The organism is Methylocaldum gracile, assembly GCF_053646815.1.
In genome coordinates this window covers 5,150,669-5,175,677 of sequence record NZ_CM132196.1, presented here as the reverse complement: position 1 = coordinate 5,175,677, position 25,009 = coordinate 5,150,669, and the positions used below count along the sequence as shown (strand labels likewise).

At 58.5% G+C, this 25,009-nt stretch carries 24 protein-coding genes; 15 read left to right on the top strand and 9 right to left on the bottom strand.

Annotated features, from left to right (window positions below):
* The first annotated feature begins 184 nt into the window (after positions 1–184).
* The 7 genes from rpmH (at position 185) to ACWJJK_RS23135 (ending at position 8,576) form a co-directional block, all read left to right on the top strand.
* A complete protein-coding gene (rpmH, locus tag ACWJJK_RS23165; protein WP_077728213.1) occupies positions 185–319 on the top strand; it encodes a 50S ribosomal protein L34 in 135 nt (44 codons plus the stop codon).
* A 3-nt stretch (positions 320–322) separates the two neighbouring features.
* Entirely contained in the window at positions 323–718 is a 396-nt protein-coding gene (gene rnpA / locus ACWJJK_RS23160; protein ID WP_077728214.1) for a ribonuclease P protein component, read from the top strand.
* A complete protein-coding gene (gene yidD / locus ACWJJK_RS23155) occupies positions 673–897 on the top strand; it encodes a membrane protein insertion efficiency factor YidD (protein ID WP_077728215.1) in 225 nt (74 codons plus the stop codon). The genes rnpA and yidD overlap by 46 nt, the downstream gene beginning before the upstream one ends.
* 2 nt (positions 898–899) lie before the next feature.
* Positions 900–2,537, top strand: coding sequence for a membrane protein insertase YidC (yidC, locus tag ACWJJK_RS23150; RefSeq protein WP_434131512.1), 1,638 nt, complete (start codon positions 900–902; stop codon positions 2,535–2,537).
* A gap of 124 nt (positions 2,538–2,661) precedes the next feature.
* Positions 2,662–4,008, top strand: a complete 1,347-nt coding sequence (mnmE, locus tag ACWJJK_RS23145; RefSeq protein WP_454128521.1) for a tRNA uridine-5-carboxymethylaminomethyl(34) synthesis GTPase MnmE — start codon at positions 2,662–2,664, stop codon at positions 4,006–4,008.
* Between the two features lie 109 nt (positions 4,009–4,117).
* Positions 4,118–5,419 (top strand): MFS transporter, encoded by a 1,302-nt coding sequence (locus ACWJJK_RS23140; protein ID WP_454128520.1) that lies wholly within the window; start codon positions 4,118–4,120, stop codon positions 5,417–5,419.
* A 124-nt stretch (positions 5,420–5,543) separates the two neighbouring features.
* Positions 5,544–8,576, top strand: coding sequence for an EAL domain-containing protein (locus ACWJJK_RS23135; RefSeq protein WP_156879924.1), 3,033 nt, complete (start codon positions 5,544–5,546; stop codon positions 8,574–8,576).
* Here the strand turns inward: ACWJJK_RS23135 and ACWJJK_RS23130 are convergent.
* Positions 8,559–9,443, bottom strand: coding sequence for a DMT family transporter (locus ACWJJK_RS23130; RefSeq protein ID WP_077728220.1), 885 nt, complete (start codon positions 9,441–9,443; stop codon positions 8,559–8,561). The genes ACWJJK_RS23135 and ACWJJK_RS23130 overlap by 18 nt on opposite strands.
* A gap of 433 nt (positions 9,444–9,876) precedes the next feature.
* Between ACWJJK_RS23130 and ACWJJK_RS23125 the strand changes: the two genes are divergently transcribed.
* A complete protein-coding gene (locus ACWJJK_RS23125; protein WP_077728221.1) occupies positions 9,877–10,200 on the top strand; it encodes an RNA recognition motif domain-containing protein in 324 nt (107 codons plus the stop codon).
* An 852-nt stretch (positions 10,201–11,052) separates the two neighbouring features.
* Here the strand turns inward: ACWJJK_RS23125 and ACWJJK_RS23120 are convergent.
* Positions 11,053–11,712 (bottom strand): MlaD family protein, encoded by a 660-nt coding sequence (locus ACWJJK_RS23120; RefSeq protein ID WP_156879923.1) that lies wholly within the window; start codon positions 11,710–11,712, stop codon positions 11,053–11,055.
* 164 nt (positions 11,713–11,876) lie between these two features.
* Between ACWJJK_RS23120 and ACWJJK_RS23115 the strand changes: the two genes are divergently transcribed.
* Positions 11,877–13,331 (top strand): amidohydrolase family protein, encoded by a 1,455-nt coding sequence (locus tag ACWJJK_RS23115; protein WP_086134444.1) that lies wholly within the window; start codon positions 11,877–11,879, stop codon positions 13,329–13,331.
* Positions 13,332–13,399: 68 nt separating this feature from the next.
* Here ACWJJK_RS23115 and ACWJJK_RS23110 read toward each other — a convergent pair whose 3' ends face one another.
* From ACWJJK_RS23110 to ACWJJK_RS23100, 3 genes are all read right to left on the bottom strand, one after another.
* The gene (locus ACWJJK_RS23110) at positions 13,400–13,543 is read right to left on the bottom strand and encodes a DUF3309 family protein (protein WP_077728224.1); all 144 of its coding nucleotides are present in this window, start codon (positions 13,541–13,543) and stop codon (positions 13,400–13,402) included.
* A gap of 84 nt (positions 13,544–13,627) precedes the next feature.
* The gene (locus ACWJJK_RS23105) at positions 13,628–14,002 is read right to left on the bottom strand and encodes an RlpA-like double-psi beta-barrel domain-containing protein (protein WP_086134445.1); all 375 of its coding nucleotides are present in this window, start codon (positions 14,000–14,002) and stop codon (positions 13,628–13,630) included.
* 116 nt (positions 14,003–14,118) lie between these two features.
* Positions 14,119–14,670 (bottom strand): rRNA large subunit pseudouridine synthase E, encoded by a 552-nt coding sequence (locus tag ACWJJK_RS23100; RefSeq protein WP_086134446.1) that lies wholly within the window; start codon positions 14,668–14,670, stop codon positions 14,119–14,121.
* A 158-nt stretch (positions 14,671–14,828) separates the two neighbouring features.
* On the opposite strand from ACWJJK_RS23100, the gene ACWJJK_RS23095 reads away from it, so the two are divergent.
* The 4 genes from ACWJJK_RS23095 to ACWJJK_RS23080 all read left to right on the top strand — a co-directional run bounded on the left by ACWJJK_RS23095 (position 14,829) and on the right by ACWJJK_RS23080 (position 19,678).
* On the top strand, positions 14,829–15,665 hold the full coding sequence (locus tag ACWJJK_RS23095; RefSeq protein ID WP_156879921.1) for a TrmH family RNA methyltransferase: 837 nt from the start codon (positions 14,829–14,831) through the stop codon (positions 15,663–15,665).
* Positions 15,666–15,700: 35 nt separating this feature from the next.
* On the top strand, positions 15,701–15,946 hold the full coding sequence (locus tag ACWJJK_RS23090; RefSeq protein ID WP_086134458.1) for a GDCCVxC domain-containing (seleno)protein: 246 nt from the start codon (positions 15,701–15,703) through the stop codon (positions 15,944–15,946).
* The gene (locus ACWJJK_RS23085; RefSeq protein ID WP_156879920.1) at positions 15,943–18,177 is read left to right on the top strand and encodes an EAL domain-containing protein; all 2,235 of its coding nucleotides are present in this window, start codon (positions 15,943–15,945) and stop codon (positions 18,175–18,177) included. Before ACWJJK_RS23090 ends, ACWJJK_RS23085 begins: the two co-directional genes overlap by 4 nt.
* Positions 18,178–18,601: 424 nt before the next feature.
* Complete coding sequence (locus ACWJJK_RS23080; protein WP_168183836.1) at positions 18,602–19,678, top strand: cytochrome-c peroxidase; 1,077 nt, start codon at positions 18,602–18,604, stop codon at positions 19,676–19,678.
* A gap of 257 nt (positions 19,679–19,935) precedes the next feature.
* On the opposite strand, the gene ACWJJK_RS23075 is transcribed toward ACWJJK_RS23080, so the two are convergent.
* From ACWJJK_RS23075 to ACWJJK_RS23060, 4 genes are read right to left on the bottom strand one after another with little or no spacing between them, the layout of a single operon-like run.
* Positions 19,936–20,592: a c-type cytochrome gene (locus tag ACWJJK_RS23075; RefSeq protein WP_077728252.1), complete on the bottom strand. Its 657-nt coding sequence runs from the start codon at positions 20,590–20,592 to the stop codon at positions 19,936–19,938.
* Position 20,593: 1 nt separating this feature from the next.
* A complete protein-coding gene (locus ACWJJK_RS23070; protein WP_156879919.1) occupies positions 20,594–22,222 on the bottom strand; it encodes a b(o/a)3-type cytochrome-c oxidase subunit 1 in 1,629 nt (542 codons plus the stop codon).
* Positions 22,223–22,226: 4 nt separating this feature from the next.
* Positions 22,227–22,748: a cupredoxin domain-containing protein gene (locus tag ACWJJK_RS23065; protein WP_077728254.1), complete on the bottom strand. Its 522-nt coding sequence runs from the start codon at positions 22,746–22,748 to the stop codon at positions 22,227–22,229.
* 8 nt (positions 22,749–22,756) lie between these two features.
* Positions 22,757–22,909 (bottom strand): hypothetical protein, encoded by a 153-nt coding sequence (locus tag ACWJJK_RS23060; RefSeq protein ID WP_166642458.1) that lies wholly within the window; start codon positions 22,907–22,909, stop codon positions 22,757–22,759.
* Positions 22,910–23,161: 252 nt separating this feature from the next.
* Between ACWJJK_RS23060 and ACWJJK_RS23055 the strand changes: the two genes are divergently transcribed.
* Entirely contained in the window at positions 23,162–23,782 is a 621-nt protein-coding gene (locus tag ACWJJK_RS23055; RefSeq protein WP_156879918.1) for a TetR/AcrR family transcriptional regulator, read from the top strand.
* A gap of 11 nt (positions 23,783–23,793) precedes the next feature.
* Entirely contained in the window at positions 23,794–24,909 is a 1,116-nt protein-coding gene (locus ACWJJK_RS23050) for a methyltransferase (RefSeq protein ID WP_156879917.1), read from the top strand.
* The last annotated feature ends 100 nt before the right edge of the window (positions 24,910–25,009 follow it).

Below are 25,009 nucleotides of genomic sequence, written 5' to 3'. Positions count from 1 at the left end.
TGTGCAGCTCCCTTATTGTGCTCGAGGAATAGGACATAAGGCATAGGCGATAAATGCGTGAGCGCTTTAACGGAATTCAGTATCATACCGCAACAGCCGACTTATCCACAGCATTGACACCGTATCGCCTGTGAATTAGCATGCACAGCTTTGTATTTTCTTTGCGGAATTCAACAGGTACACCATGAAAAGAACCTATCAGCCCAGCAAGATAAAGCGTGTCCGGACCCACGGCTTTCGTGCGCGCATGAAAACCCGTGGCGGACGTTTGGTTTTGAGTGCGCGCCGCGCGAAAGGTCGTAAACGGCTTACCGTCTGACGTTTGGCGTCGCCTAGCTACGGCTTCCCCCGAACGCGCCGCTTAAGTACCGCCGCCGATTTCCAGCGCGTTTTCGAGCAGCCCTGCAAGTCCGCAGACCAATACTTAACCGTGCTCGCGCGAACCAACGGTAGGGATTATCCGCGCCTCGGGTTGGCTATCGCCAGACGACAAATCCGTAACGCCGCCGATCGCAACCGCATCAAGCGCCTCATCCGCGAAAGCTTCCGCCTGCAGCAGTCGCTGCTCGGCGGAGTCGATTTTGTGGTAATGGCGCGCAGCGCCGCAATTCAGGCAGACCATGACACAATCCGAAGCTCATTGCATAAGCACTGGGAAAACCTGGTGAGGCGATGCAAGCCATCTTGGTCTTCCTCATCAAACTCTATCAGTACCTGATTAGCCCTTGGGTGGGGCAGCATTGCCGTTTCCACCCGACATGCTCCAGCTATGCCCTGACCGCCATCCAGCGGTTCGGATCTCTGCGGGGCTCCTATCTTGCCGCAAGGCGACTGCTGAGATGCCACCCTTGGCACAAAGGCGGTATTGATCCCGTCCCAGAACAATTCGGAAAATAAGAATGGATAATTTAAGGTTCGTTCTCTTCGTCTTCTTTATATTTCTCAGCTTCATGCTGTGGCAGCAATGGCAGCTGGATTACGGGCCTAAGCCCGAGCCCACGGCGCAATCCGGGTCGACTACGCCGGACGTCGCAGGTGACGTACCCGAGTCAGCTCGCGACGTCGACGACGTCGCCAAGACGCCTGAACCGTCCGCTGCTCCGAGCGTCGAGCGTCAGCGCGTCACCGTCACCACGGATGTCATACGAGCAGAGATCGACACCAAGGGCGGCGACCTGCGCATACTCGATCTGCTCGAGTATCCCCAGAGCAAGGACCAGCCCGACCAGCCAGTACGGCTGCTCAACGATGAGAACAACTTTTTCATCGCGCAGAGCGGATTCCTGGGAGAACAGGCCCTGTCGCCCACCCATCACAGCACATGGCAAGCTGAAGCCAATATCTACACGCTGGCGGAAGGCCAAGACACCCTCCGCATACCTTTCACGTGGAGCAATGACAAAGGAATCAAGATTATCAAGACCTTGGTCTTCACCAAAGGCAGCTATCTGATCGAACTGGAGCAGCAGGTCAACAATCAATCCGGAGCCGAATGGAAAGGGCGTCAATACGTTCAGTTGCAGCGGAAGAATCCTGAAAGCAAGGATCAGGACGCTTTCGTCCGGACCTATACCGGCGGCGTACTATACACTCCGGAAGAAAAGTACGAAAAGATCACGTTCGACGACATGGCGGATTCGAACCTGAATCGGAAAGCCAAAGACGGCTGGATCGCCATGATTCAGCATTACTTCCTGGCGGCGTGGATTCCGCTGGCCGGCGAAGAGCATAGTTTTTACACCAAAGCCCTCTCCGACAATCATTTCGTCATCGGAACCTATTCGCCCATGCTCGAGGTCAAACCGGGCGAAGAGAAAGTCTTCAAGGCTAATTTGTTCGCCGGCCCCAAACTCCAGCGAGTGTTGGAGCAAACGGCACCGGGCCTGGACCTGACGGTGGATTACGGCGGGCTGACCATTGTCGCCAAACCCATTTTCTGGCTCCTGGAACAGTTCCACAAAATTTTCAACAATTGGGGATGGGCAATCGTGTTCGTCACCATCACGCTCAAGGCCCTGTTCTATAAGCTGTCGCAAGCCAGCTATCGCTCCATGGCCAGAATGCGGAAGCTCCAGCCGAAGCTTCAACAGCTGAAGGAGCGTCATGCCGACGACAAGCAGAAGTTCAACATGGCGATGATGGAGCTGTATCGGAAGGAAAAGGTCAACCCGCTGGGCGGCTGTTTGCCGATCCTGGTCCAGATCCCCGTGTTCATCGCCCTGTATTGGGTTCTCATCGAAAGCGTGGAAATGCGTCAGGCGCCGTTCGCCCTTTGGCTGAACGACCTGTCCGCCAAGGACCCCTATTTCATTCTTCCGCTGATCATGGGCGTCTCCATGTTCATCCAGCAGAAGCTCAATCCGCCACCGGCCGATCCGGTACAGGCCAAGGTGATGCAGTTCTTCCCGGTCATATTCACCGGCTTCTTCGCCTTTTTCCCGTCCGGACTCGTGCTCTACTGGGTGGTCAACAACATCCTGTCCATCCTCCAGCAGTGGCATATCACCCGGCAGATCGAAAGGAACGTACACGCCTAGCGCGATCTCTCGCGCGGCAGGGCTGGCTCCGCACCCCTGCCGCGCACCTTTCGCCTTGCGACGATGCGATACGCCGGCTTCTCTGCTTTGATCCGGAACGAATGCTTGTTCCGGAATCCACTCTATGAACACATTATCTCGCGACACCATAGGCGCCATTGCCACGCCTCCCGGCCGGGGCGGCATCGGCGTAATCCGCATCTCCGGCAACGCTGTCCCCACACTGATGCGCGCGCTGCTACGCAAAGAACTTGAGCCGCGCTACGCCCACTACGGTCATTTCTATGATTTGGATGGTTCGGTCCTCGATACCGGATTAGCCCTGTACTTTCCGTCACCCCATTCTTTTACTGGCGAAGACGTCCTCGAGTTGCACGCGCACGGCGGTTCGGTCGTCCTCGATTTGCTGCTACGTCGCGTCCTGGCCTCAGGCGTTCGGCTGGCGCGCCCGGGAGAATTCACCGAACGGGCGTTCCTCAACGACAGGATCGACCTTGCCCAGGCGGAGGCCATCGCCGATTTGATCGAAAGCACCACAGAGCAGGCCGCCCGGTCCGCGCAGCGCTCTCTTCAGGGCGAGTTCTCGATCCGCATCCACCAACTCGTCGAAGCCCTGATCGAACTGAGGCAGTACGTGGAAGCGTCCATCGACTTCGTCGACGAAGACATCGATTTCCTGTCCGAAGGCCGTATTGCCGAAAAGCTCGCAGACCTCTCGGCGACGCTCCGGCATATCCGCCATTCCGCCCAACAGGGCTGTCTAATGCGCGAAGGCATGACCGTTGTCATCGCCGGCCGCCCCAATGCCGGAAAATCCAGCCTACTCAACCGATTGGCGGGACGTGAAGCCGCCATCGTCACCGAAATCGCAGGTACCACCCGCGATACCTTGCGAGAACATATCCAGATCGACGGCATGCCCCTGCACGTGGTGGACACCGCCGGTCTGCGGGAGAGCGAGGATATTGTCGAACGCGAAGGCATAAGGCGGGCCCGAGACGAAATTCACAAGGCCGACCGGATATTGCTGTTGATCGATGATCGCACTCCGGAAGAAGGGGAAGCCCTGCTCCAGAGCCTGCCCGCAGACATCCCGCTCACCCGCGTCTACAACAAGATCGATCTCACCGGAAAACCGGCCGGTTTCATCGAAGAACGGAAAGGTCCCGCCGTGTATCTATCCGCCAAGACCGGCGAAGGCCTCGAACATCTTCGTAAACACCTCAAAGCCTCGATGGGCTACGACAGTGAGGCGAACGATGTTTTCATCGCCCGCCGCCGCCATCTCGATGCGCTAAGCCGTGCCGAAAGCCTCATCGAGAACGCCGAAACGCAACTCCAAATCCGCGCCGCCGAACTCCTCGCCGAAGACCTTCGCGAAGCTCAAAACGCCTTATCGGAAATCACCGGCGAATTCACGAACGAAGACCTTTTAGGCCGGATTTTCGCCAGTTTTTGCATTGGCAAGTAGCGGGCCGTCGAGTTCGCGCTCCGAACCTCCGGAAGGCGTTCCGCTCGCCCACCGCGGCGCAAGCTCGACCCCAACCATCCAAGCGCGCTGACAACTTTCTCCGGAATACATGTCATTATCCACGACCAAAACGTCCGCACTCCGCCATCGCAATTTCGTGCTTTACCTGTGCGCCCGATTTCTCGGCGCCGTTGCGGTGCAAATGCAAAGCGTGGCCGTGGGTTGGCAAGTCTACGCGCTTACCGGCGACGCGCTCGATCTCGGACTTGTAGGACTCGCCCAGTTCGCGCCTTTCGTGCCGCTCGTGCTGATAGCCGGCCAACTGGCGGACCGCTTCGACCGGCGCCGCATCATCATGCTCTGTTATGCCGTGGAAATGCTATGCGGCCTATTGCTGATCGGGTTCACCCTAACTGGCCTAAAAGTCGTGTGGCCGGTATTTGCCGTCATGGCGCTCTACGGATCGGCGCGGGCGTTCATGATGCCGTCCAGCCAGGCGATCGTAATCAATCTGGTCCCCGCCGAAAGCTTCAGCAATGCCGTAGCGCTCAGTTCATCGAGCTTTCAACTGGCGGTGATTACGGGTCCGGCACTCGGCGGCGTCCTATATCTTGCGGGGCCCATGACTGTCTACACGACGGTGTCGGTGCTGCTCGGACTCTCGGCAATCCTGATTCTGTCGATGCGCAGCCTTCCCTGGCGGACCAACGGCCGCGAACCCATGAGCTGGCATACCGTTCTGGACGGCTTGCACTTCGTACGTTCGCGGCCCACCGTATTCGGCGCCATTTCGCTCGATTTGTTCGCCGTTCTGTTCGGCGGCGCCACGGCGCTACTGCCGGCCTATGCCAGCGATATTCTGCACGTAGGCCCGACCGGGTTGGGCCTGCTTCGCACCGCACCCGGAGCCGGCGCCGCCCTGACTGCCATGTTGCTCGCCTTCGCGCCCATCTCCCGACACGTCGGACGCTGGATGTTCGGCGGCGTCGCTGTGTTCGGGGCGGCTATCATCGTGCTAGGCCTGTCGACGAGTTTTCCCTTGTCGCTCGCCGCGCTTTTCTTGCTGGGCGCCGGTGACATGGTCAGCGTTTACATCCGCCATATGCTGGTCCAGCTCGAAACGCCCGACACGATTCGCGGGCGAGTGAGCGCCGTCAATTCGGTCTTCATCGGCGCTTCGAACGAACTGGGCGAATTCGAATCCGGCCTGACCGCCGCTTGGTTCGGCCTCACTCCCGCCATTATCGTCGGGGGAGCGGTCACACTGGCCGTCGCCATAGTTTGGATGTACGGCTTTCCCGATTTGCGCACAATGGATCGTTTCCCGCACCGCATCGTCGAAACACCGCCTGCCGCCAAGGGGAACAGCATTAAACCGAAACGCCGTTCCGGTAAACGACGACACCCCTGAGTCCCCGGCAAGTCCAAATCTGGTTTCCGGGCGAAACGAGCTTTCATTTATCGCAGGTTATGTTTAAAGTCTTCGGCCGATAACTCCGCCTCGCGGCTCGTTTAGCATCTGACACTCAAAAACGATGGCATCCGTCTCCCGACCCAAGCTTACGAGCGGGCGGCTCACTTATCCGCTCAGCTTGGTCATTTTCGCCGCGTCCTATTTTCTGACGGCGAAATCCGCTCTGTTGCTGGCGACAGTCCACGTCAAAGTCACTCCCATCTGGCCTCCGACCGGCCTCGCCCTGGCTGTGTGTCTCGCCTTCGGCCGACGCTGGTGGCCTGGCGTTTTTCTCGGCGCCCTGGCAGTCAATCTCACGACCGGTGCGTGGCTTTCCGCATTCCCCATCGCCGTCGGCAACACGCTCGAGGCCGTCGCCGGAGCCGCATGGATCGCCCGCGCCGTGCCCTCGGACCGGATATTTTGTACGGTTCGGAACGTATTTCGCTTTTTGACGTTCGGCGTGCTGGCTGCTCCTCTTATCAGCGCCGGCATCGGAAGCTTGAGCGTGATGCTGTTGGAACCAAATGCATCCCGCCCGATTTGCGATCTATGGTGGACCTGGTGGCTGGGCAATGCCAGCGGAGCGCTTGTGGTGGCCCCGCTTTTTCTGGCGTTGGCCGCGCGCTCTAAGCTTGAAGCTTTAAGCTTGGAACAGGCACTCCATACAGTGCTGACAGTATTGACCGGGCTTTATGCCTTCGGCGGATGGCTGCACCCGGATACCGCTCACTATCCGTTGGTCTTTCTCACCATTCCCACTCTCATTTGGGCGGCTTTCCGCTTCGGCCCGCTCGCCATCGCTTCGACCTTGGCCCTCAACGTTCTGATCGCGGCGGCGAGCACGGCGAACGGAATCGGGCCATTTTCCCAGTACCCGACGAACGCCTCTTTTCTGCTGCTCGACGCCTTCATACTCATCGTCGGCGGCACCACGTACGTCATGTCGGCGTTGGTGGCCGAGCAAAAGTCCACGCAGTCCATGCTGCGCAACCGCGGAGAGCTTCTCGAGCAACGGGTCGTGGAATCGACGCGGCAGCTCGAGCAAGAGCGCGAACATCTGGAGAGCATTCTGATCAACATGCGGGATGCCGTGTGGAGCGTCTCTCCGGATGGCGAAAAAGTGCTGTTCGTCAACAAAGTCGTCGAAAATATTTACGGCCATAAACCGGAGGAATTCTATGCCGATCCGGAACTCTGGCTGAATGTTGTTCACCCGGACGACCGCCCGTTCGTTCATGCCGGATTCGCCGATCTCCTCCAAGGCGCCAACTTCGATGCCGTGTACCGGATCGTTCGCGCCGACGGAGAGATCCGTTGGGTCCACGATATGGGTTATCCCGTTACCGATGCGGCCGGAGAACGCACTCGCCTTGACGGCATCACCCGCGACATAACCGCGGAAAAACGGATCGAAACCGAGCTCCGTCTCGCCCAAGCGGCATTCGAAAATACCACCGAAGGGATCGTCATTACCGATGCCGAAACTCGAATCGTTGCCGTCAACCGGGCGTTTACCGCGATTACCGACTATTCCGAATCCGATTTGCTCGGCAAGACGCCGCGTCTTTGGCAGTCCAAGCGACACAACGGCGCTGTTTACAAAGAGCTTTGGGCCGCGATCCGGACAACCGGGCAGTGGCGCGGCGAGCTCTGGAACCGGCGCAAGAACGGCGAAATCTTTCCTGCCCTCGAGAACGTCAGCGCGATTCGCGATCGGGACGGCCAGATTCTGAACTATGTCGCCGTGGTTTCGGATATCAGCGGCGTCAAGCAATTCGAGAAGCAATTGTTCCAACTCGCGCACCACGATGTCCTCACCCAATTGCCCAACCGCCTGCTGTTCACGGATCGGGTGGATCACGCCTTATCCCACGCCCATCGCGAAGGACATCGGGTGGCCGTCCTATTCATAGACCTGGACCGTTTCAAGAACATCAACGACAGCCTGGGCCATGCCGTGGGTGATCAGTTGCTGTGCGAGATTGCGTCGCGACTCACTTCCGCCGTCCACGAGAACGATACCGTAGCCAGACTGGGGGGCGACGAATTCGCCATCGCCCAGGAGCACATCAAGACCCCGGCGTGCGCGGCGATACTCGCCGAAGTGCTGGTCAACGCGCTCAGCGAGCCGGTCCGTGTCGACGAACACGATTTGTTCATCACCCCCAGCATCGGCATCAGCATTTATCCGGACGATGCGAAAGGTACCGACGACCTGATTCGGCATGCCGATGCGGCGATGTATCACGCCAAGCGGCTGGGACGGAATCGCTTCCAGTTCTACAGCAAATCGCTGACCCAGGAGGTCCTGGAAAAAGTGCGGCTGGAAACCCAATTACGCCAGGCGCTCAAACGGGGCGAGCTTGAAGTCTTTTATCAACCCCAAATCAATTTGCTCGACGGCACCGTATCGGGAGCCGAAGCGCTAGTACGGTGGCGCCATCCGGAAATCGGTCTGGTATCGCCCACCAAATTCATCCCGCTCGCCGAGGAAAGCGGAATCATCTGCCAAATCGGCGAATTCGTGCTTCGCGAAGCGTGCCGCCAGGCCAAGAGCTGGCTCGATCACGGGTTTTCCTTCCAGCAAATCGCCGTCAATGTCTCCAGTCAGCAATTACACGATTCGGATCTGGTCGAACTCGTCTCCCACACACTCGCGGAAACCGGCCTCGACGCGCGATATCTGGAGGTCGAGATTACCGAAACCGTCGTCATGCAGCAGACCGAGAAAACGCTGCGCATTCTCGAAGACTTGCGCACACTCGGCGTGAATCTTGCGGTCGACGATTTCGGCACCGGCTATTCCAGCCTGGGTTATCTGAAACAATTGCCCGTGCATCGCCTGAAGATCGACCAATCCTTCGTCATGGATGTGCCGCACGAGAATAACGATGCGATCATTCGGGCGATTGCGGCAATGGCTCGCTCGCTCCGCCTGGAGTTGATCGCAGAGGGTGTGGAAACGGCGGCGCAACACGCGTTTCTCGCCGCAGAAGGGTGTCAACTGGGCCAGGGTTATTTATTCGGCAAGTCGGTTCCGTCTTCCGAGTTCAGTTTCGCCCCCCGCCCGGTGCCCGCCAACGCAGTCGACCTCTCATTTCTCGGCACGTGAACGGACGGCCGAGAACGGCAGGAAGACTCCGCAAAGCAAGACCAGCGTGCAACCGGCCAGGGCTTTCTGATCGGGGATCTTCGCGAACAGCAACACGCCCCAAATCACGCTCATAACCGGACCGATGTAGCCCACGGAGCTGACCAAGGCGGCCGGGGCCATTTGATAGGCTCGCGTCATGTACAACTGGGCACCGCTGCCGGAAATCCCCGCGAGCATCACCCAGCCCCAAGCATTCTGCGTGGACGGCCAAAGGACGCCATAAATTCCGAAATAAACCAGATGAATCGCCACGGCGACCAGGCAGAAATAGAAAACCACGGCCTGCGGCGGATTACTCCGGCCGGCGCGGGCAACCATCAAGTACGCCAGAGCGGCCAGAAATCCGGACCCCAGCGCCATAGCCCGCCCGAGAAAGTCCGAAGGGCCGAGCCTCGGCTGAAATAGCAGAAAAAGGCCTGCGAGCGAGCCGAATATGGCCAGCCAGACGGACAGCGGGTTTCGCTGCGATAAAACGGCGGGCCCCAACAGAGCCACGAACACGCCGCTGCTCGCCGACAAAAACGCGCTCTCGCCGGGCCCGATCCGCTGAATAGCCGCGAACGAGAGCATCAGCGAGACCGCACCGAATAGACCGCGCAACCACAGCGAAGCCCGCCGGTCGCCGAATAAGGCCCATCCCTGCTTGAACCACAGCGCCGGCGCCACGAGGATGACGAGATTCACCGTCACCCGAATGAAACTAACCATAGGCGCAGCAACCGGAGGGACGGTTAGGGCCGCGCCGTACACACCTACTCCCATCACCGAAAACAGGAAAGCGGCAATGACCATGTAGGCCAGTCCGCGCATTCGTCCTTGCCACATACGGCCGCCTTCCGCGCAACAGGCGGTTCGATGGGGATGGTTGGAAATCAAGAGTGGATCTGTTTTATGAAGAGTTTTGAGGGCTTGGGCGAATGTTTCCCGATAACGGGACGGATTGCAAATCCACCATCGTCGTCCGGATTTTCCCTCGGATCGAATCAAATCATAACCGGCACAGACATACTTTTGCCCGATGCGGGATTCGTAGAAATAACCATAGGCAAAGCCATATCCTCATGCTAGAGTTCGGGAACCTGACACGTTCCTTCAGCGGCATTTGGTAATTCCTTCCTGGATCCGGCGTCGTTCTCGCTCTGTTCCCGAAGTCCTCGCCTCATACCTCAAGAAGTAACTCGTAGGTTTGTCCTCGGCCTTGGAGGCCGGTTTTGTTTGTTGATGTTCCGGCGCGTGTCGGAGCGGGAGTTATTTTCAAATGAAGAATATTTATGTAGGCAACTTATCATTCCAGACCACGGAAGACGAGCTTCGTGGGCTGTTCTCCCAGTATGGCGAGGTTCAATCGGTTAATCTGATCACCGATCGCTTTACCGGACAATCCAAGGGCTTCGGCTTTGTCGTGATGGACAGCCGGGGGGGGCAGGAAGCTATTGATAAATTAAATCAGACCGAATTCGGCGGCCGTTCCATTACCGTCAATGAAGCGCGTCCCCGCGAAAACAACCGTGGCGGTTCTACTCAACGTCGCGGCGGTGGTGGTGGCGGTGGTGGCTTCGGCGGTCAGCGTCGCGGTTACTAACCGGTAGCCGAGAAACATCTTCAAGAGCAGGTTGTTTCGATGCGGCCTGCTCTGCAACGCTGGCCCGAACTGCTTTCTGCCGACCGCTAAAACGGTTCAGAAACAGTTTCGGGCTTGCGTACCATTGTTTTCGCTTGTCGGTCGCCCTAGGCCATCAAGCAAATATCGAAGCTTGACCGTACCAAGCCTTTTGCGGCTTACCACGCAGGCCGAGCAGCGTCGGTCGACTGTCGGATCGAAAAAACAATCCCCGCGGACCAGCGGCCTTCGGCTCCGGCGCGGGATACGGTGGACCGGCAGTTATAGTTGTCTCAGGAACCCAACAATAGGCGACATCTCAGTCGCATCGGCGTTTTATGGAAAACCAGCGCGCTTCCGACGAGACAGCCATAGGGGGAACATCCCTGTTCAGGGTCGACATCCGCTGTCACTAAGAAATAAGTTTGGTCCGCTGAAGAATTCCGGATCAGAATGCCCCGACTCCCTTCGAAACATCCCGAGTCCGTTCGGAACATCCCTTTCCTACTGCGATATCCTTAAGTCCGTTCGCGTTCCAAATCCTGCACGGAATATCCTTATTCCGTTCGGAACATCCTGTTCCTCGCGACATCCCTAAGTCCCTTCGCAACATCCTAATCCCTACCGGAACGTCCACTGTTCCGGACCTGAAACCGAAACCCTGCGCTCCCGGTTTCAGGTGGCTTCATTAAACCCGCATATAGCTCCAAGACAAATACGTACGCCTTCGTATGTACGAAAGCTAGACATGAGTCGGAGCAAGAAACGAAATTCCGAAGACGTTTTTTGCGTCGCTTCGCTCCGGAAATGCCCTAAAAACCCGTGACTCCGGCCTCATATCGTCTGCGGCTTCTTTCCGGGCGTTGCTTCAAGAGACCGCAGTTGGTCTTCCAGCTGCTGTAGTTCCTGTTGAAGCTTGGGCAACAAATCCTTCTTGATGGACTCTTCGGTAGCAGCCTGCGCTCTTTGTATCTCGCCCAATAACCGTGCCCATTCGTCCCGCAGCTTTTGTGCCTCCTCCGATTCCGGCACCCGCCGCATATCGGACTCGAAGCGCTCCACCTGCTCGCGAAGAATACCGAGCCCCTCGGTGAAGCTGCGCAAGATTTCCCCCAGAGGAAAAAGCGGCGTCTGTCTGACAGAACCCCGAACCGTGGCACCATCCGCCAAAGGCGCGTCACCCGCGTTCGCCGGCTGAATTTCGACACGACGCCGTTCGGAATTATCAGGGTCTTCGTCCACTACGAAACGGGCGCTCTGAGTGACCTCCGCAGCAAACCCGGGCTCGATGGCGAGCTTTGCCACGTAACCGCTTTGCCCTGTTGCTTCCACGTCCGTGACCCTGCCCACGCTCTGGTTCCGAATGACAACAGCGTCTCCCGGCTGCAAACCGCCCGGCGCGTCGAGCTGTAACTTCAATTCAAGCTCGTCGCGGCTGCAGCCGAATAGCAGCAGAATCAACGCGACGATAGCGAGGGTGAATCTGATGGGCATGAAAGTTTCTCCCGGACGTTATGGATCTTCGACTTGTCTCTGCATGATAAAGCAAAGCTTAGGGCGAACGGCAGAAATCGCCTTCAGGTGAAACAAAGCATTTTGATCGCAAGTCTCATAAATAGATTTCGAAACGGTGAATTGAATCGAGCAAGGAGAACCTCATGGCGCCTATCGATCCGGAGGGTAGACGTTTGCCCGTCAAACTGGATACCGCCACCAATGGCGAATACCTGCCGATGCCGCTGACCGAACCGGTATTCATGGCGAAGCGATTAGCGCACGACCAGGTTTCGACGGTGTCGCGGCGGCTCGGCATGAGCCGACGGACATTTCTTAAATCGGTGTCGGGCGCAGCGACGACGCTGCTGGCCATGAACCAGGCGTTCGCCGCTTTCGGCCGAACCGGAGGACGATACGAAATTCCGGTAGAAGCGGCTTACGAACCGGAGCTGGCCCAAGCGGCTTTGGGCGGAAAGGAGTTCATCTTTGACATTCAGGGACACCACGTGAATCCCAAGGGGCCGTGGCGAAGACCGACCAATCGCTGGACGTATAGCCTCCGGTTCTTTCCGCAATCCGATTGCGGCGACGGCGCCATCGAGTGCTTCTCGGCGGAGCATTTCATCCGCGAAGTATTCCTGGACAGCGACACCACCATGGCGGTCCTCTCGGCCGTTCCGGCAGCCCCGGGCGACGATCCCTTGACCATAGAAGACGCCGCCGCCACGCGGGCCACGGTGGACGCCCTGAAAGGCTCACACCGGCTGCTGATCCACGGTTTGGTCCGTCCCAACCTGCCGGGCGAAATCGATGCGATGTCCATGCAAAAGGAAAAATACGGCGTCGCCGCCTGGAAAACCTATACCCAGTGGGGACCCTCGGGAAAAGGGTATTGGCTGGACGATCCCAACGTCGGGATTCCCTTCATCGAAAAAGCGCGCAGTCTGGGCGTGAAAGTGATTTGCATACACAAAGGGCTTCCCCTGTTCGGCCTCGACTATACGCATTCCACCTGCCGCGACATCGGCGTGGTGGCCAAACGCTTTCCGGACGTCGCCTTTATCGTCTATCACTCCGGCTACGAGCCGAAACGCAAGGAAGGGCGCTACGATCCCAATAACGCTTCGGCAGGTGTGGATTCGCTCATCAAGAGCGTCCAGGACAACGGCATTCCGCCGAACAGCAATGTTTACGCGGAACTCGGCAGCACCTGGAAGCTGCTGATGCGAGACCCCGGCCAGGCCGCCCATGTGCTCGGCAAGCTGTTCAAATACGTGGGCGAAAACAACGTGCTGTGGGGAACCGATTCGATCTGGTACGGCAGCCCCCAAGACCAGATTCAGGCTTTCCGTGCGTTCCAGATCGGCGAACCCCTTAGAGAACGCCACGGCTATCCGGAGATTACTGCGGAATTGCGGACCAAAGTGTTCGGCTTGAATGCCGCCAAGCCCTACGGCATCTCGACGGAGGAAATAAAAAGGCGCACCGCTTCCGACCGCGTCGCCGGCATCAAGCAAGTGTACCTGGAACACCCAGAGCCCAGTTTCGCCAGCTACGGACCGAAGACGAGGCGGGAGTTTTTCGACCTGCTGCGGCTCAGGGGAGGACCGTTGTGAGCCGCAGTTTAGAGTCTCGCTCGGCCGAAGCCCGATTCAAGTACCGCTTTTCGCCGAAGGTCCGATGATTACAACAAAATCATCAATACGATGATGATCAGAATGATGCCCACGATGCCGCTCGGGTAATAACCCCATCCTCTACTGTACGGCCACGTGGGAAGGAGCCCGAAAATCAGCAGGATCAGAACAATCAGTAGAATCGTTTCCATCGAAAATCTCCATATAGAAACATCCCTTAAGTTCCACGGCAAAAGCCGAAGGTCGGATTCGTTTGCGTGGATCGGTATCGGAGCCTACCACGAGATTCTGACTTTTCTCTCGCCCCAAGCTACCGCTTTCCCCAACTTCTTGCCCATGTGAATATCGATTCGCCGTTCCCATCTGTCGTGCATACGGTCCAGCACGACGAATTCACCCATGCCATGGACTTTAACCTTCGTTCCGCAATTGAGCCCCATCTCGAAAAGATCGCGTGAGACAGCAATGACGTTGCGTTTGGATTCAATGGGTTTGTTGCAGGCGCCGATATGAGGTGTGCTGTCGGTTTGCTCAACGACGGAATTGTAAGCGGTGGCAGTTACAGTCATGGATTTCGCTTGCAGCGGATCGGCCAGCCATAGCACTATTACAAGCAGCAAAGCGCCAAATGATGCGCGCTTCGTATCCATACCGTTGATCTTCCATTGAATCCTTCAGGCCCGTTTCCGGAGCCATAATCTTGTAGACATTTGTTCGTCTTTCGGGTTCACCTCGCCGATCGGGAAGATCGAAGCGAGGTCGGTGTTCATCGGGGCGGTTCAGCCTCGCGCCATTCTCCCGGCTTGAGGTCGCCCAGCGTCCAAGGCCCGATTGCCCAGCGAATGAGACGCAAAGTGGGAAATCCAACCGCCGCGGTCATGCGCCGTACCTGACGATTGCGTCCTTCCCGCAAAGTCAGTTCGATCCACGAAGTCGGAATGGCGGCACGATAGCGAATCGGAGGATCGCGCGGCCAAAGACCCGGAGGCTCCTCCATGACGCGCGCCTTGGCCGGCCGAGTCGGACCGTCCTTCAACAGCACCCCGCGCCGCAGCCGCTCCAACGCCGCCTGGTCCGGAACCCCTTCCACCTGCGCCCAATAAACCTTAGGCAACTTATGACGCGGATCGGCGATGCGCGCCTGCAAGCGGCCGTCGTCGGTCAGCAGGAGAAGTCCTTCGCTGTCCCGGTCCAGCCGACCGGCGGGGTACACGTTCTTGAGCGGAATGTAATCGGCGAGCGTCGCGCGGTCGTGAGCGCGGTCGGTAAACTGAGACAGAACGTCGTAGGGCTTATTGAAAAGTATCAGGCGGGACACGGGTCTTGGCTCACCGCGGACGGTGCGGAATGGGTAGAATGGAAAACCGTAGAAACTACTATGCAATTCCTTCCGTGTCCAAACCGAAAACGCCGCGTCCCTCGGACCGCTCACCCCGCCAATCACGCACGCCTAAACGCCCGCAGCCGGAGAAACCGATGGCCCACCCGCCCGAGCGGACGATCAGAATCGCCGGGCTGCCCGCGGTTACCGCCTTATTCAAGCGCGATCCCGACCGGGTACTGCGGTTTTTTTATGAAGAGCACATGGTGCCCCTGGTCGGCGAGTTCTGCGCCTATATGGCACGCTTCCGTCGTCCCTACCGCATGGTCGACACCGAGGAGTTGGCACGCATCGCCGGCACCATGCTGCACGGCGGTATCGTCGCGGTTGCCGAGCCGCGCCAGATTCCACCCCTCGATCTCGGGGAAGCCCATCAGTGGGCTCAAAGCGGGCAGCCCCTGTTCATCCTGGACGGCGTCAGCAATTCTCATAATCTCGGCGCCATCGCCCGCACGCTGGCTTTTTTCGGATTTCAGAATCTGGTGATTTCCGATCACCCGGCTCAAGCCGGACTCTCCGAATCGGCCTATCGGGTGGCAGAGGGCGGGCTCGAATACCTGCAAATCCGCAAGGCCACGTCTTTGCCCGAGGCACTGAAGCGCTTGAGACGCGATTACCGCGTCGTGGGCACGGCCCTGGGGCGCGGCGTTTCCATGGAAACGCTGACGCAAGACCCGCGCCCCGCTGCCGTCGTTCTCGGCAACGAGGAAGATGGGCTACCGACGGCGACGCTGGCGGCTTGCGAAGCCGTCGTGACCCTGCCGGGCTCCGGCCAGGTACAATCCCTCAACGTGTCGGCGACTGCGGCGATCCTGGCTTACGCGTTGCGTCCGCGATCCGACGCCACGCGGCCCACGCGTCGCCCGAACCCTCCACGTGGAAAATCGAGAGGCGCCGGCACTCCGAAAAGCCGCCCGAGAAAATCGGCTTGATTCGCCCGGTCGCCGGTTTCCAGCGGAAAAAACTTATGACAACGCCACCGAAAACCTTATCGATCATCACCTGCCCGGCGTGCGGATTTTCGCGGGAGGAACAAATGCCCGTCGATGCCTGCCAGTGGTTCTACGAATGCGCCGGCTGCGGACGGATGCTGAGGCCCAAGCAGGGGGATTGCTGCGTCTTCTGCTCCTACGGCAGCGTACCGTGCCCGCCGGTACAAACCCACGATCCGGATTGTTGCTCCAAGGCGAACCATCATGTCGACGATAGTTGACTAAAGTTAATCAATTTAAACCGTCCTTTGCCTTGAACAATATCCACTCCGATATTCCGGTCAGGCCCCGTCTGTTCAGCTACGGGCTCGTGGCCTTGCTTCTCGTCGCCGGCTACCTCGCGTTGCGCGGCCATTCGTGGACCGGCTCGGCGCATCTGCACACCATTATGGAAACGGTCGCGACGCTGCTGGCGTTCGTCGTCGGAGCCATGGCCCTGGTCCGCTACTACAGCCGCAAGAGCAATACCTTTCTGGTTATCGGCACCGGTTTCCTCGGCACCGGCCTCCTCGACGGGCACCACGCCCTGGTGACCTCGGAGTGGCTGAGTCAGCGCTTGCCCTCGGCGTTATCGTCGTTGATACCGTGGAGCTGGATGGCATCCCGTTTCTTTCTGTCTGCGGCGCTGCTGTTGAGCGGGTGGATTTGGCGCCGCGAGGCGAAACTCGGCGCAGCCGGCCGATTCGACGAAAAAACCGTTTATTCGACGGCTGCCGGGGCCGCGTTGCTGAGTTTTCTTTTCTTCGCGTTCGTACCGCTCCCGCCGTCTCATCATTTTGTGTTGTTGAGTCCGTTTTTTCGCCCTCAGGAATTCTTTCCGGCAATCCTCTTTCTGCTCGCCTTGATCGGTTATCTGAGAAAAGGCCGATGGAAGACCGACAGTTTCGAGCATTGGATGATACTGTCGTTGATCGTGAGCTTCGAATCCCAAGCCGTCTTCATGCCCTTGTCGAGTGGCCTGTTCGACCTCGAATTCAATCTGGCCCATGTGCTCAAATGCGCCAGCTACGTTTGTGTACTGACCGGTCTTATGATCAACATGTATTCCACCTATCGGCAGGCGGAAAACGAAGTCGAGATTCGCATGGCGGCCGAAGCCAAGGCCGAGCGACTGGCGCTCTTCGATGAGCTTACCGGGCTGGAGAATCGCCGCTCCGTCCAGGTTCGGATCGAGCAAGCATTGGCCGCGTCGAGAAGGCACGGCTGGCACGGCGCGCTGCTCTTTCTGGATCTCGACAACTTCAAGAACATCAATGACTCGCTGGGCCATTCGGCGGGAGACACGCTATTGCAGCAGATAGCCCATCGCCTGGTCTCGCTGGTTCGCAGCGAGGACACCGTAGCGCGGTACGGCGGCGACGAGTTCGTGATATTGCTCTGCGAGCTGGCGGATAGACCCGAGAACGCCCGTGACAAGTGCTGGAAAATAGCCGAGAAAGTGCTTGCCTCGCTGGAGGAGCCTTATCGGCTGGGGGATCATTCTTATCATGTGACCTCGAGCATAGGCATCGCCCTTTTTCCCGATGCGGACGGGAACGGCGAAGATCTGCTCAAGCATGCGGACATGGCGATGTACCGATCGAAACACGACGGCCGAAACGCCATCCGGTTCTACAATCCTCAGATGCACAAAAACGCTCAGCAAAGACTTGCGCTCGAGCAGGAGCTCCGAGATGCAATCGACCGACTCGAATTGCGCCTGCACTTCCAGCCGCAATTCGATTTGCACAGCGGCCGGCCTTCGGGCGCGGAAGTGCTGATGCGCTGGCTGCATCCGGAAAGGGGGCTCATCGGCCCATCGGACTTGATTTCCCTCGCCGAGGAATCCCGCCTGATACTGCCCATCGGCGAGTGGATCGTCGGGCAAACGGCCGCATATCTGCGCTGCTGGGAACAAACGGGCCTGCTCGCCGACATCCGCACCGTGTCGGTCAACCTCAGCCCGGTGCAGTTCCGCCATCCGCAGCTCGTGGAGACGATCTTGCGGATCTTGGCCCAGCAGGGAGTCGATCCTCGCCTGATCGCGCTCGAACTGACCGAGAACGTCGTGATGGAGGATCTCAAAGGCTCGCTGAAGAAGATGCGGCAGCTGAAAGAGGCTGGTGTGCGTTTATCCTTGGACGATTTCGGGACCGGATATTCTTCCCTGGCCTATCTCAAACAACTGCCGCTCGACGAGCTGAAAATCGACCGCAGCTTCATCCGCAGCATCGGGCACAATCAACAAGATGCCGCCATCGTGGAAGCCATAGTCAACCTGGCTCAGCACCTCGATTTGGATGCCGTGGCCGAAGGTATCGAAACCGCGGACCAATTGGCGTTCCTGCAGCGCATCTATTGCAGGTTCGGCCAAGGATACTATCTCCAAAAACCCATCGATGCCGGCGAATTCGAGGCGTTTCTCGGCCGGTATCCGGAACCGTACGCCGCACGCCACACTCGAATTCCATAGTCGGTCCGCCAGCCGTGCGCCAGGACGCGTCCGACGGCCGTTTCCACGATTCTCTAATCTTGTAGTTGATAAATCGCATTTGAGTGGCCGAAATGCGATCCGATAATCCTAGAAACGGCCGTCGGACGCGCGCGAGTGTGCGGTGGACCGGCCGGATGGCAAGCCTGTCCTGAGCCCCGTCGAAGGGGCGCGACGCCGCCGTGGGGCCGTCCCCCACAAGAAGGAGCAACGCCGCCAGGCGGCCGGTCCACCGTGCAATCGGGTGCGTAGCGGCTTCACCCAGAAGGTGAGATCGGTACAAGGTCGGACACTTACGATTCATTGGACTTCTCTAATGCATCGAAGCGGTCAACTGCCGTTTCTAGGATAATCACTCGCCAGGGCTTGCCGGTTCTGGTACTCGGTTTTCACGAGGAGAGGAAAGGTGAAAAGACTAATCTTGTGCTTGCCGCTTATGGTGGTGGGAAACGCATGGGCAGCCGAGGAGCTTATGCAAAGGGCGCAGGCCCTGTTCAAACCCATTCCCACCGAACCGCCGCCCATCCGGAACACTGTCGTTACGCCGGAAAGGATCGAGTTGGGCAAGATGCTCTACTTCGATCCGCGTCTTTCGAGGAGTTGGATGATCAGCTGCAATAGCTGCCACAACCTGGCGCTGGGCGGCGTCGATCTCGAGCAGACTTCGATCGGACACGGATGGCAGAAAGGGCCCCGCAATGCACCCACGGTGCTGAATTCCGTGTTCAATATCGCCCAGTTCTGGGACGGGCGGGCGGCCGATCTTCAAACGCAAGCCAAGGGTCCCTTGCAGGCCAGCGTGGAGATGAACAATACCCCCGAGCGGCTCGAAAAAACCCTGAACACCATCCCCGGCTATGTCGAACGCTTCAAGCAAGCTTTCCCGAACGAACCCAACCCGGTGAGCTTCGATAATCTGGCAAAGGCCATCGAGGCCTTCGAAGCGACCCTGATTACCCCGAATTCCAAGTTCGACCGCTATCTCAAAGGCGACGACAAAGCGCTCAACGATGCGGAAAAACAAGGCCTGGCGCTGTTCATGGACAAGGGCTGCTCGAACTGCCACAACGGCATCAACATCGGCGGCAACGGCTATTTTCCTTTCGGCGTCGTGGAAAAACCCGGTGCGGAAATCCTGCCGCTGAAGGACAAGGGACGATTCACCGTCACCAATACCGCCAGCGACGAATACGTCTTCAAAGTGCCCTCATTGAGGAATATCGTGCTGACGCCTCCTTATTTCCACTCCGGCCAGGTGTGGGATCTCCGGCAGGCCGTGGCCATCATGGGCACGGCGCAACTGGGTGCCAAGCTGACCGATCCGGAAATCGACTCGGTCACCACCTTTTTGAGAACCTTGACCGGTGATCAACCCAAAATCGAATTGACCCACCTGCCGCCTCACACCAAAGACACGCCATTGCCGATCGTGGAAGTCACGCCGGAAGGTACGGTAAAACCCGAGGGCACCAAAACGCATTAGCCATGTAGAAGGATGAGCCTTTCCGAGCGGCGTCGAAGAGGCGTTATTCCAAGTCGCTTTCAATCTGGAATTCATGTTTGTAGGGTGGGTTAGGCCGCGAGGCCATAACCCACCGAGCGACCTTCAATCGGTGGATTACGCTCCGCTAAATCCACCCTACGATGAATGTCCACACGCATGCCGAATGGAATTAGCCGTTCCCGGCAGACCGGCTAACGCTTATTCCGGTTACGCGAAAAAATGAGAGGGAAAATCGATCAGCGTTCCAAACCCGCGTAATACCTCGCCAACTGCCGGATCTCCTCGTCGTTGAGCTGCTGCACGATCAGGCGCATGCGCCGGTAGATATCGTTGCGTCGCGCCTCGGATTTGTACGCCAGCATCGTTTGTTCGAGATAGGCGGCCTTTTGGGCGGCAAGGACCGGCGTATCCATGGTCTGGCCTTGCCCGGCGGAACCGTGACAGACGGCGCAGGGCGCTACGATGCGCGTTCCGTCGCCGCGGTCGACGAGTTTGCGGATCGTGTCCGGAACCTCATCTGCCTTCTTTGCGGGAGGCAGGGGCTGGCGGCTGTACCAGGCCGAGACGTCCGCCATGTCCTGATCCGACAGGCCGGCGCTTATGCCCACCATGATCTCGTTCGAGCGGCTGCCGCTCTTGTAATCGTGAAGCTGCTTATAGAGATAGGTCGCCGATTGCCCTTGAAGATACGGGAATTCGCTTTCGGCGTTTTCCGGCGTCGCGGCATGGCAGGCTTCGCAAGCTTGCGCGAGTTCCTTACCCCTCTCGGCATCGCCGTTCTTGACGAACCTCAGGGTTTCCGGGGTCCACGCCACCTGGGTCGAAGGCTCCGCCGAGATTTGACCGTTCGCCGCAACGAGCACGATCCATGCGAAAACATAGCCCTTTTTCATGTCAGTACCCCCACGCGACCGAGCCAAAGGTCTTGATCAGGAAAAACTGGGCGATCGGATAGCCGAAGTTCACCAGCATGAGCACCGCTATCGCTATATTCCACACTCTAAAACCGTTCAACAGCGGATGCACCCGGGTCACCGGGTCCAGCGATTCCGCGTATTCGATTTCGTCCGCCTGAATCGGCGCCGTTTCCGGCTGTCGGTACGATTTCGCGAGGATGTAGACGAACAGCCCGGCCGAAAACGTCAGCACGGTTCCCCCGACGACCATGGTCAATATATAGGGATCCCACGCGAAGGTGAGGGGACTGTTGTAGGTCACGGTCGAGATGCGGCGCGGCTGGCCGAGCAACCCGAGAATATGCCAGGCCGTCGTCAGAATGACGAACCCCCAAAACCACGACCACAGTTGCACGAGAGGCAACGTGGACGAAACAAGCGGCTTGCCGGTCACGTGTGGCCAAAGGTAATAGGCCGTGGCCATGTACATGATGATGGTGGTCCCGCCGAAGATCAGATGGAAATGCCCGGCCACCCAGGCCGTATTGTGGACCATGGCGTTCATCGCATAACTCGCGTTGACCAGGCCGCCGAAACCGCCCAGGACCAGCATCGCAGCCGCAAGAATGCCCGCGAGCACCATGGAGTTGCGCCAGGGCAAGGCCCCGATCCAGCCGAACAAGCCCGTGCCTCCCTTGGATCGGCCGGCCATCTCCAGCGAGGCGGTCACCGTGAAGGCGGTAAGCAAGGTCGGCACGGCCACAAGAAAGGTCAGCGCACCGTGAGACAGCTTGAAGCCGGCACTCTGTTCGGGGTCCATATAAAGATGGTGAAAACCGATCGGCAGACTGAGCACCAAGAGCATGACGAAAGCCGCACGTCCCAGTTCGTGGCTGAACAGTTTCCCGCCCGCCGCCTTGGGAACGAAGCTGTAAAGCGCGATATAGGCCGGAATCAGCCAGAAATAGACGATAGGATGCAGAGTCCAGGCGAATAGCGTTCTCGCTAGCCCCGCGTCAACCGTATCCTTCAATCCCAAGGACCAGGGAACAAGCTGGAACAAAACCTCCGCCGCCACGCCCGCGCTGGTCCAAAGCCACAGAATCGCGTTGGCGGTAGTAGCAAACATCGGCAGGGGCACCGGCTCGCCCGGATGAGCCTCCTTCCATTGCCTGTGCATGGCGATCATGATCACGCACCAGAACCACGAGCCCACCACCAGCAGCGTTGCGCCGATGTAAAACAGCGCATGGGCCTGCACCGGCGGATAAAAGGTGTAGAGCACCGAGGCCCGGCCGAGCAGCAAGGGAAGCGCGGCCAATCCCGTCCCGACCGTGCTGATCCAGAAACCGATCCAGGCCCATTTCAGATTCCATAGCGGCATCTTCAGGCTGGACACGGCCGTGACGTAGCCGAACCCCATGATGAAAAAGGTGGTCAGCACATAAGCCATCAACACCCCATGAGTGCTGACGGAAGCGAAGTACACGCCGGGCGACTGCAGGGCCGGGATCAGGTCGCTGCGCTCCAGCACCTGGTAAAACCCCATAACCGCCGCCAAGGCGAAGGCACCGAAAGCGACCGCGAAATGGCTCAGCGCCAGTTTTCTGATTTCGATTGCGAGCATACGCTTATCTCCTTACCGGTTGCGCATTGGGTGCCGCGGGCCAGCTTTCCTTGGCCACTACGGTCACCTTGCTCCACATGTGATCGTGCCCGAGCCCGCAGTATTCGTTGCAGAGCATGGGATATTCGCCAGGCTTCGGAAAGGTCGTGGTGATCTCGGAGACGTAGCCCGGCACGACCATCGTGCCCATGTTGGTCATCGGGATATGGATGCCGTGCAGGACGTCGGCACTGGCGATGCGGAACGTCACTTGGGTTCCGGCGGGAAGCTGGATCTCGCGGGGATAGAACCCGTAGCGGGCGGCGACCAGAGTCACTTTGATCGTGCCGTCGGGCTGGGTCCAAACGCCGAGTTTATCCTCGGCGAATTCCTCGCTCAGATGGAGACTGGCGGAATCGATGGTTTCGATGTGACTGGGCGGATGGATGTTTCGTGCGATGGCGGTGTAGAAAATGGCCAGCAGAAAGATGCCGATGACCGCCAGAACGACATAAATCCATCTTCTCTCGAGCGGGTGGATATGCATGGCTCACCTCACTGCACGCCGCCGCGCGGCAGAAACACGCCGAAGTAAAGGAAAAGCCAGGCGATCACCATTCCGGCGACGATCAGGCAAAGCAGTGTCCAAGTGCCGATCGGCGTGAATTTCGAGGGATCAAAACGTTCTTCTTCATTTTTGATATCCATATTTGTCCCCTTGACAAATTAGCCGTGCCTCAACAGTCGTGGAGTGTGCCCCGCCTGATGGCCGAACGCAAGCATTAATCCGTTATGATTTGGCGGCAACGCAACAAGTTTTGCCGAATACGCGATAGAGCTAATAGCCCTGCGCGCCGAGCCATGAATCAATCAAAGGACGCGTTTTGATTGGCGAAACCGCTATCGATGGCAACAGGCGGATGCTACTCTGGTTTCCGTCATCCGCTATAGGAGAAGACCATGGCTGTCGCCGCCGAACAAGCTCCAGCCCCCGTCCGGTCCCGGCTGCTCAGGGCGGCTCTCGAATGCTTTCTCGCCGACGAATACCACAAGGTCACGACCCGACGGATTGCCGAAAAGGCCGACGCCAATATTTCGATGATCCGTTACTACTTCGGCAGCAAGGAAGGTCTGTACGAGGAGATGATCCGGGATACGTTGAGCCCGTTGCTGGATGTGCTGGACGGCCCGATGCTGTCGTCGGTGGAAGGCTTTACGGATTTCCTCCGTCTCTACTACGACACGATGTCCAAACGGCCGGAATTTCCCAGGCTGATCCTGAAAGTGCTGGCGCTGAACCAAGGCCCGGGCCGACGCTTCATTCAGCAATTGCTGGAACGGGGACGCACACGCGGCGCGCGGACCGTGGCCGACTTGAAAAGCCATGGACAGATCGCCCCATCGGTAGACCCCGACATCCTGAGAATGACTTTCGTCAGCCTGGCCATGATGCCGATGCTGCTGAAAGACATCTTCGAGGAACAGATGGGGCATGCGATGGATGCAGCGTTCATCGAAAACCTGGCCGAGTTCAACGGCCGACTCTTTACAGGGGGCCTGGCACCGGCCCCGCACGAATAGCTGGAGCCGCGATGCCATTACAAAAAGCTACCGGAGCCGTTCGGCTGTTTTCCCGATTGATGAAATTCGCCGGCTGGCTCCAGACCATCCCGGACAAGCTGACGCCGCCGCCGTTTCGCCTAATGCAGATCGGCTCGGCTTTCTGGCAATCGCGGGCGCTTTACGTCGCCGCCCGACTCGACATCGCGACGGTGCTGGGAGACCAACAGCTCACGGCCGAAAAGATCGCCGCGCAGGTCTCCGCGCAGCCCGATGGGGTCCACCGGCTGCTTCGGATGCTCGCTGCCATGGGCGTTTTCCAGGAAGTGTCGCCACGTGTGTTCGGTAATAACCGCGTTTCCGCCTATCTGCGGAAGGACCACCCGAAAAGCGTGCGCGCGATGATTCTGATGCACAACTCGGAGGAGATGAGTCGCCCCTGGTATGAACAATTGGAAAACGGCGTCAAGAGAGGGGAAGTTCCTTTCGGGCTCGCTCATGGGCAGGACCTGTTTGCTTATATGGACAGCCACCCCGAATTCGACGCACTGTTCTCGCGGGCGATGGACAGCGTTGAAGCCTTGACCGGAGACAGCTTCGCCCGCGACTTCGATTGGGGACGTTTCGAGCGCGTGATTGATGTCGGCGGATCGAGGGGCAGTAAGTCCCTTGCCATTCTGAAACGGCATCCGCATCTGAAAGCCGTGGTGGTCGATCGCGCTCAGGTTATCCGGGATGCCGAACGATATTGGATTGGACGCGAAGCTCCGGAGCTGCTCGCCCGCCTGAGCTTTCAGGCCGGCGATTTACTCGAAGCGGTCCCGACGGCGACGAGCGACAAGGACATCTACCTGCTCAGCGCCGTACTGCACGGCTTCGACGACGAGACCTGCGCCAAAGCTCTCACCAATCTTGCCGGCGCTTGCACCGGAACGGGCGCCCGCATCGCCCTGATGGAGCTGGTCGTGGCCGAATTGCGGGCCGACCTTGCCGGCGCTGCTCTCGACATGCAAATGTTCATGGCCACCCGAGGAAGAGAGAGGACTCTCGATGAATGGCGGAGTCTGTTCGACCGGTGCGGGATGATGCTGGAAGAAGTGGTGAACCTTCGATCGTTTGCGAAGATACTCGTTCTACAGCCGAGATAACGAGATTTGCCGGTGACCTGAACTCGAATCGCCGGTAAATTCCGCCTTCACATTTTGCCGCCGAGACGCATGAGCATTCCGCAGAGATGCCCGAGTACAA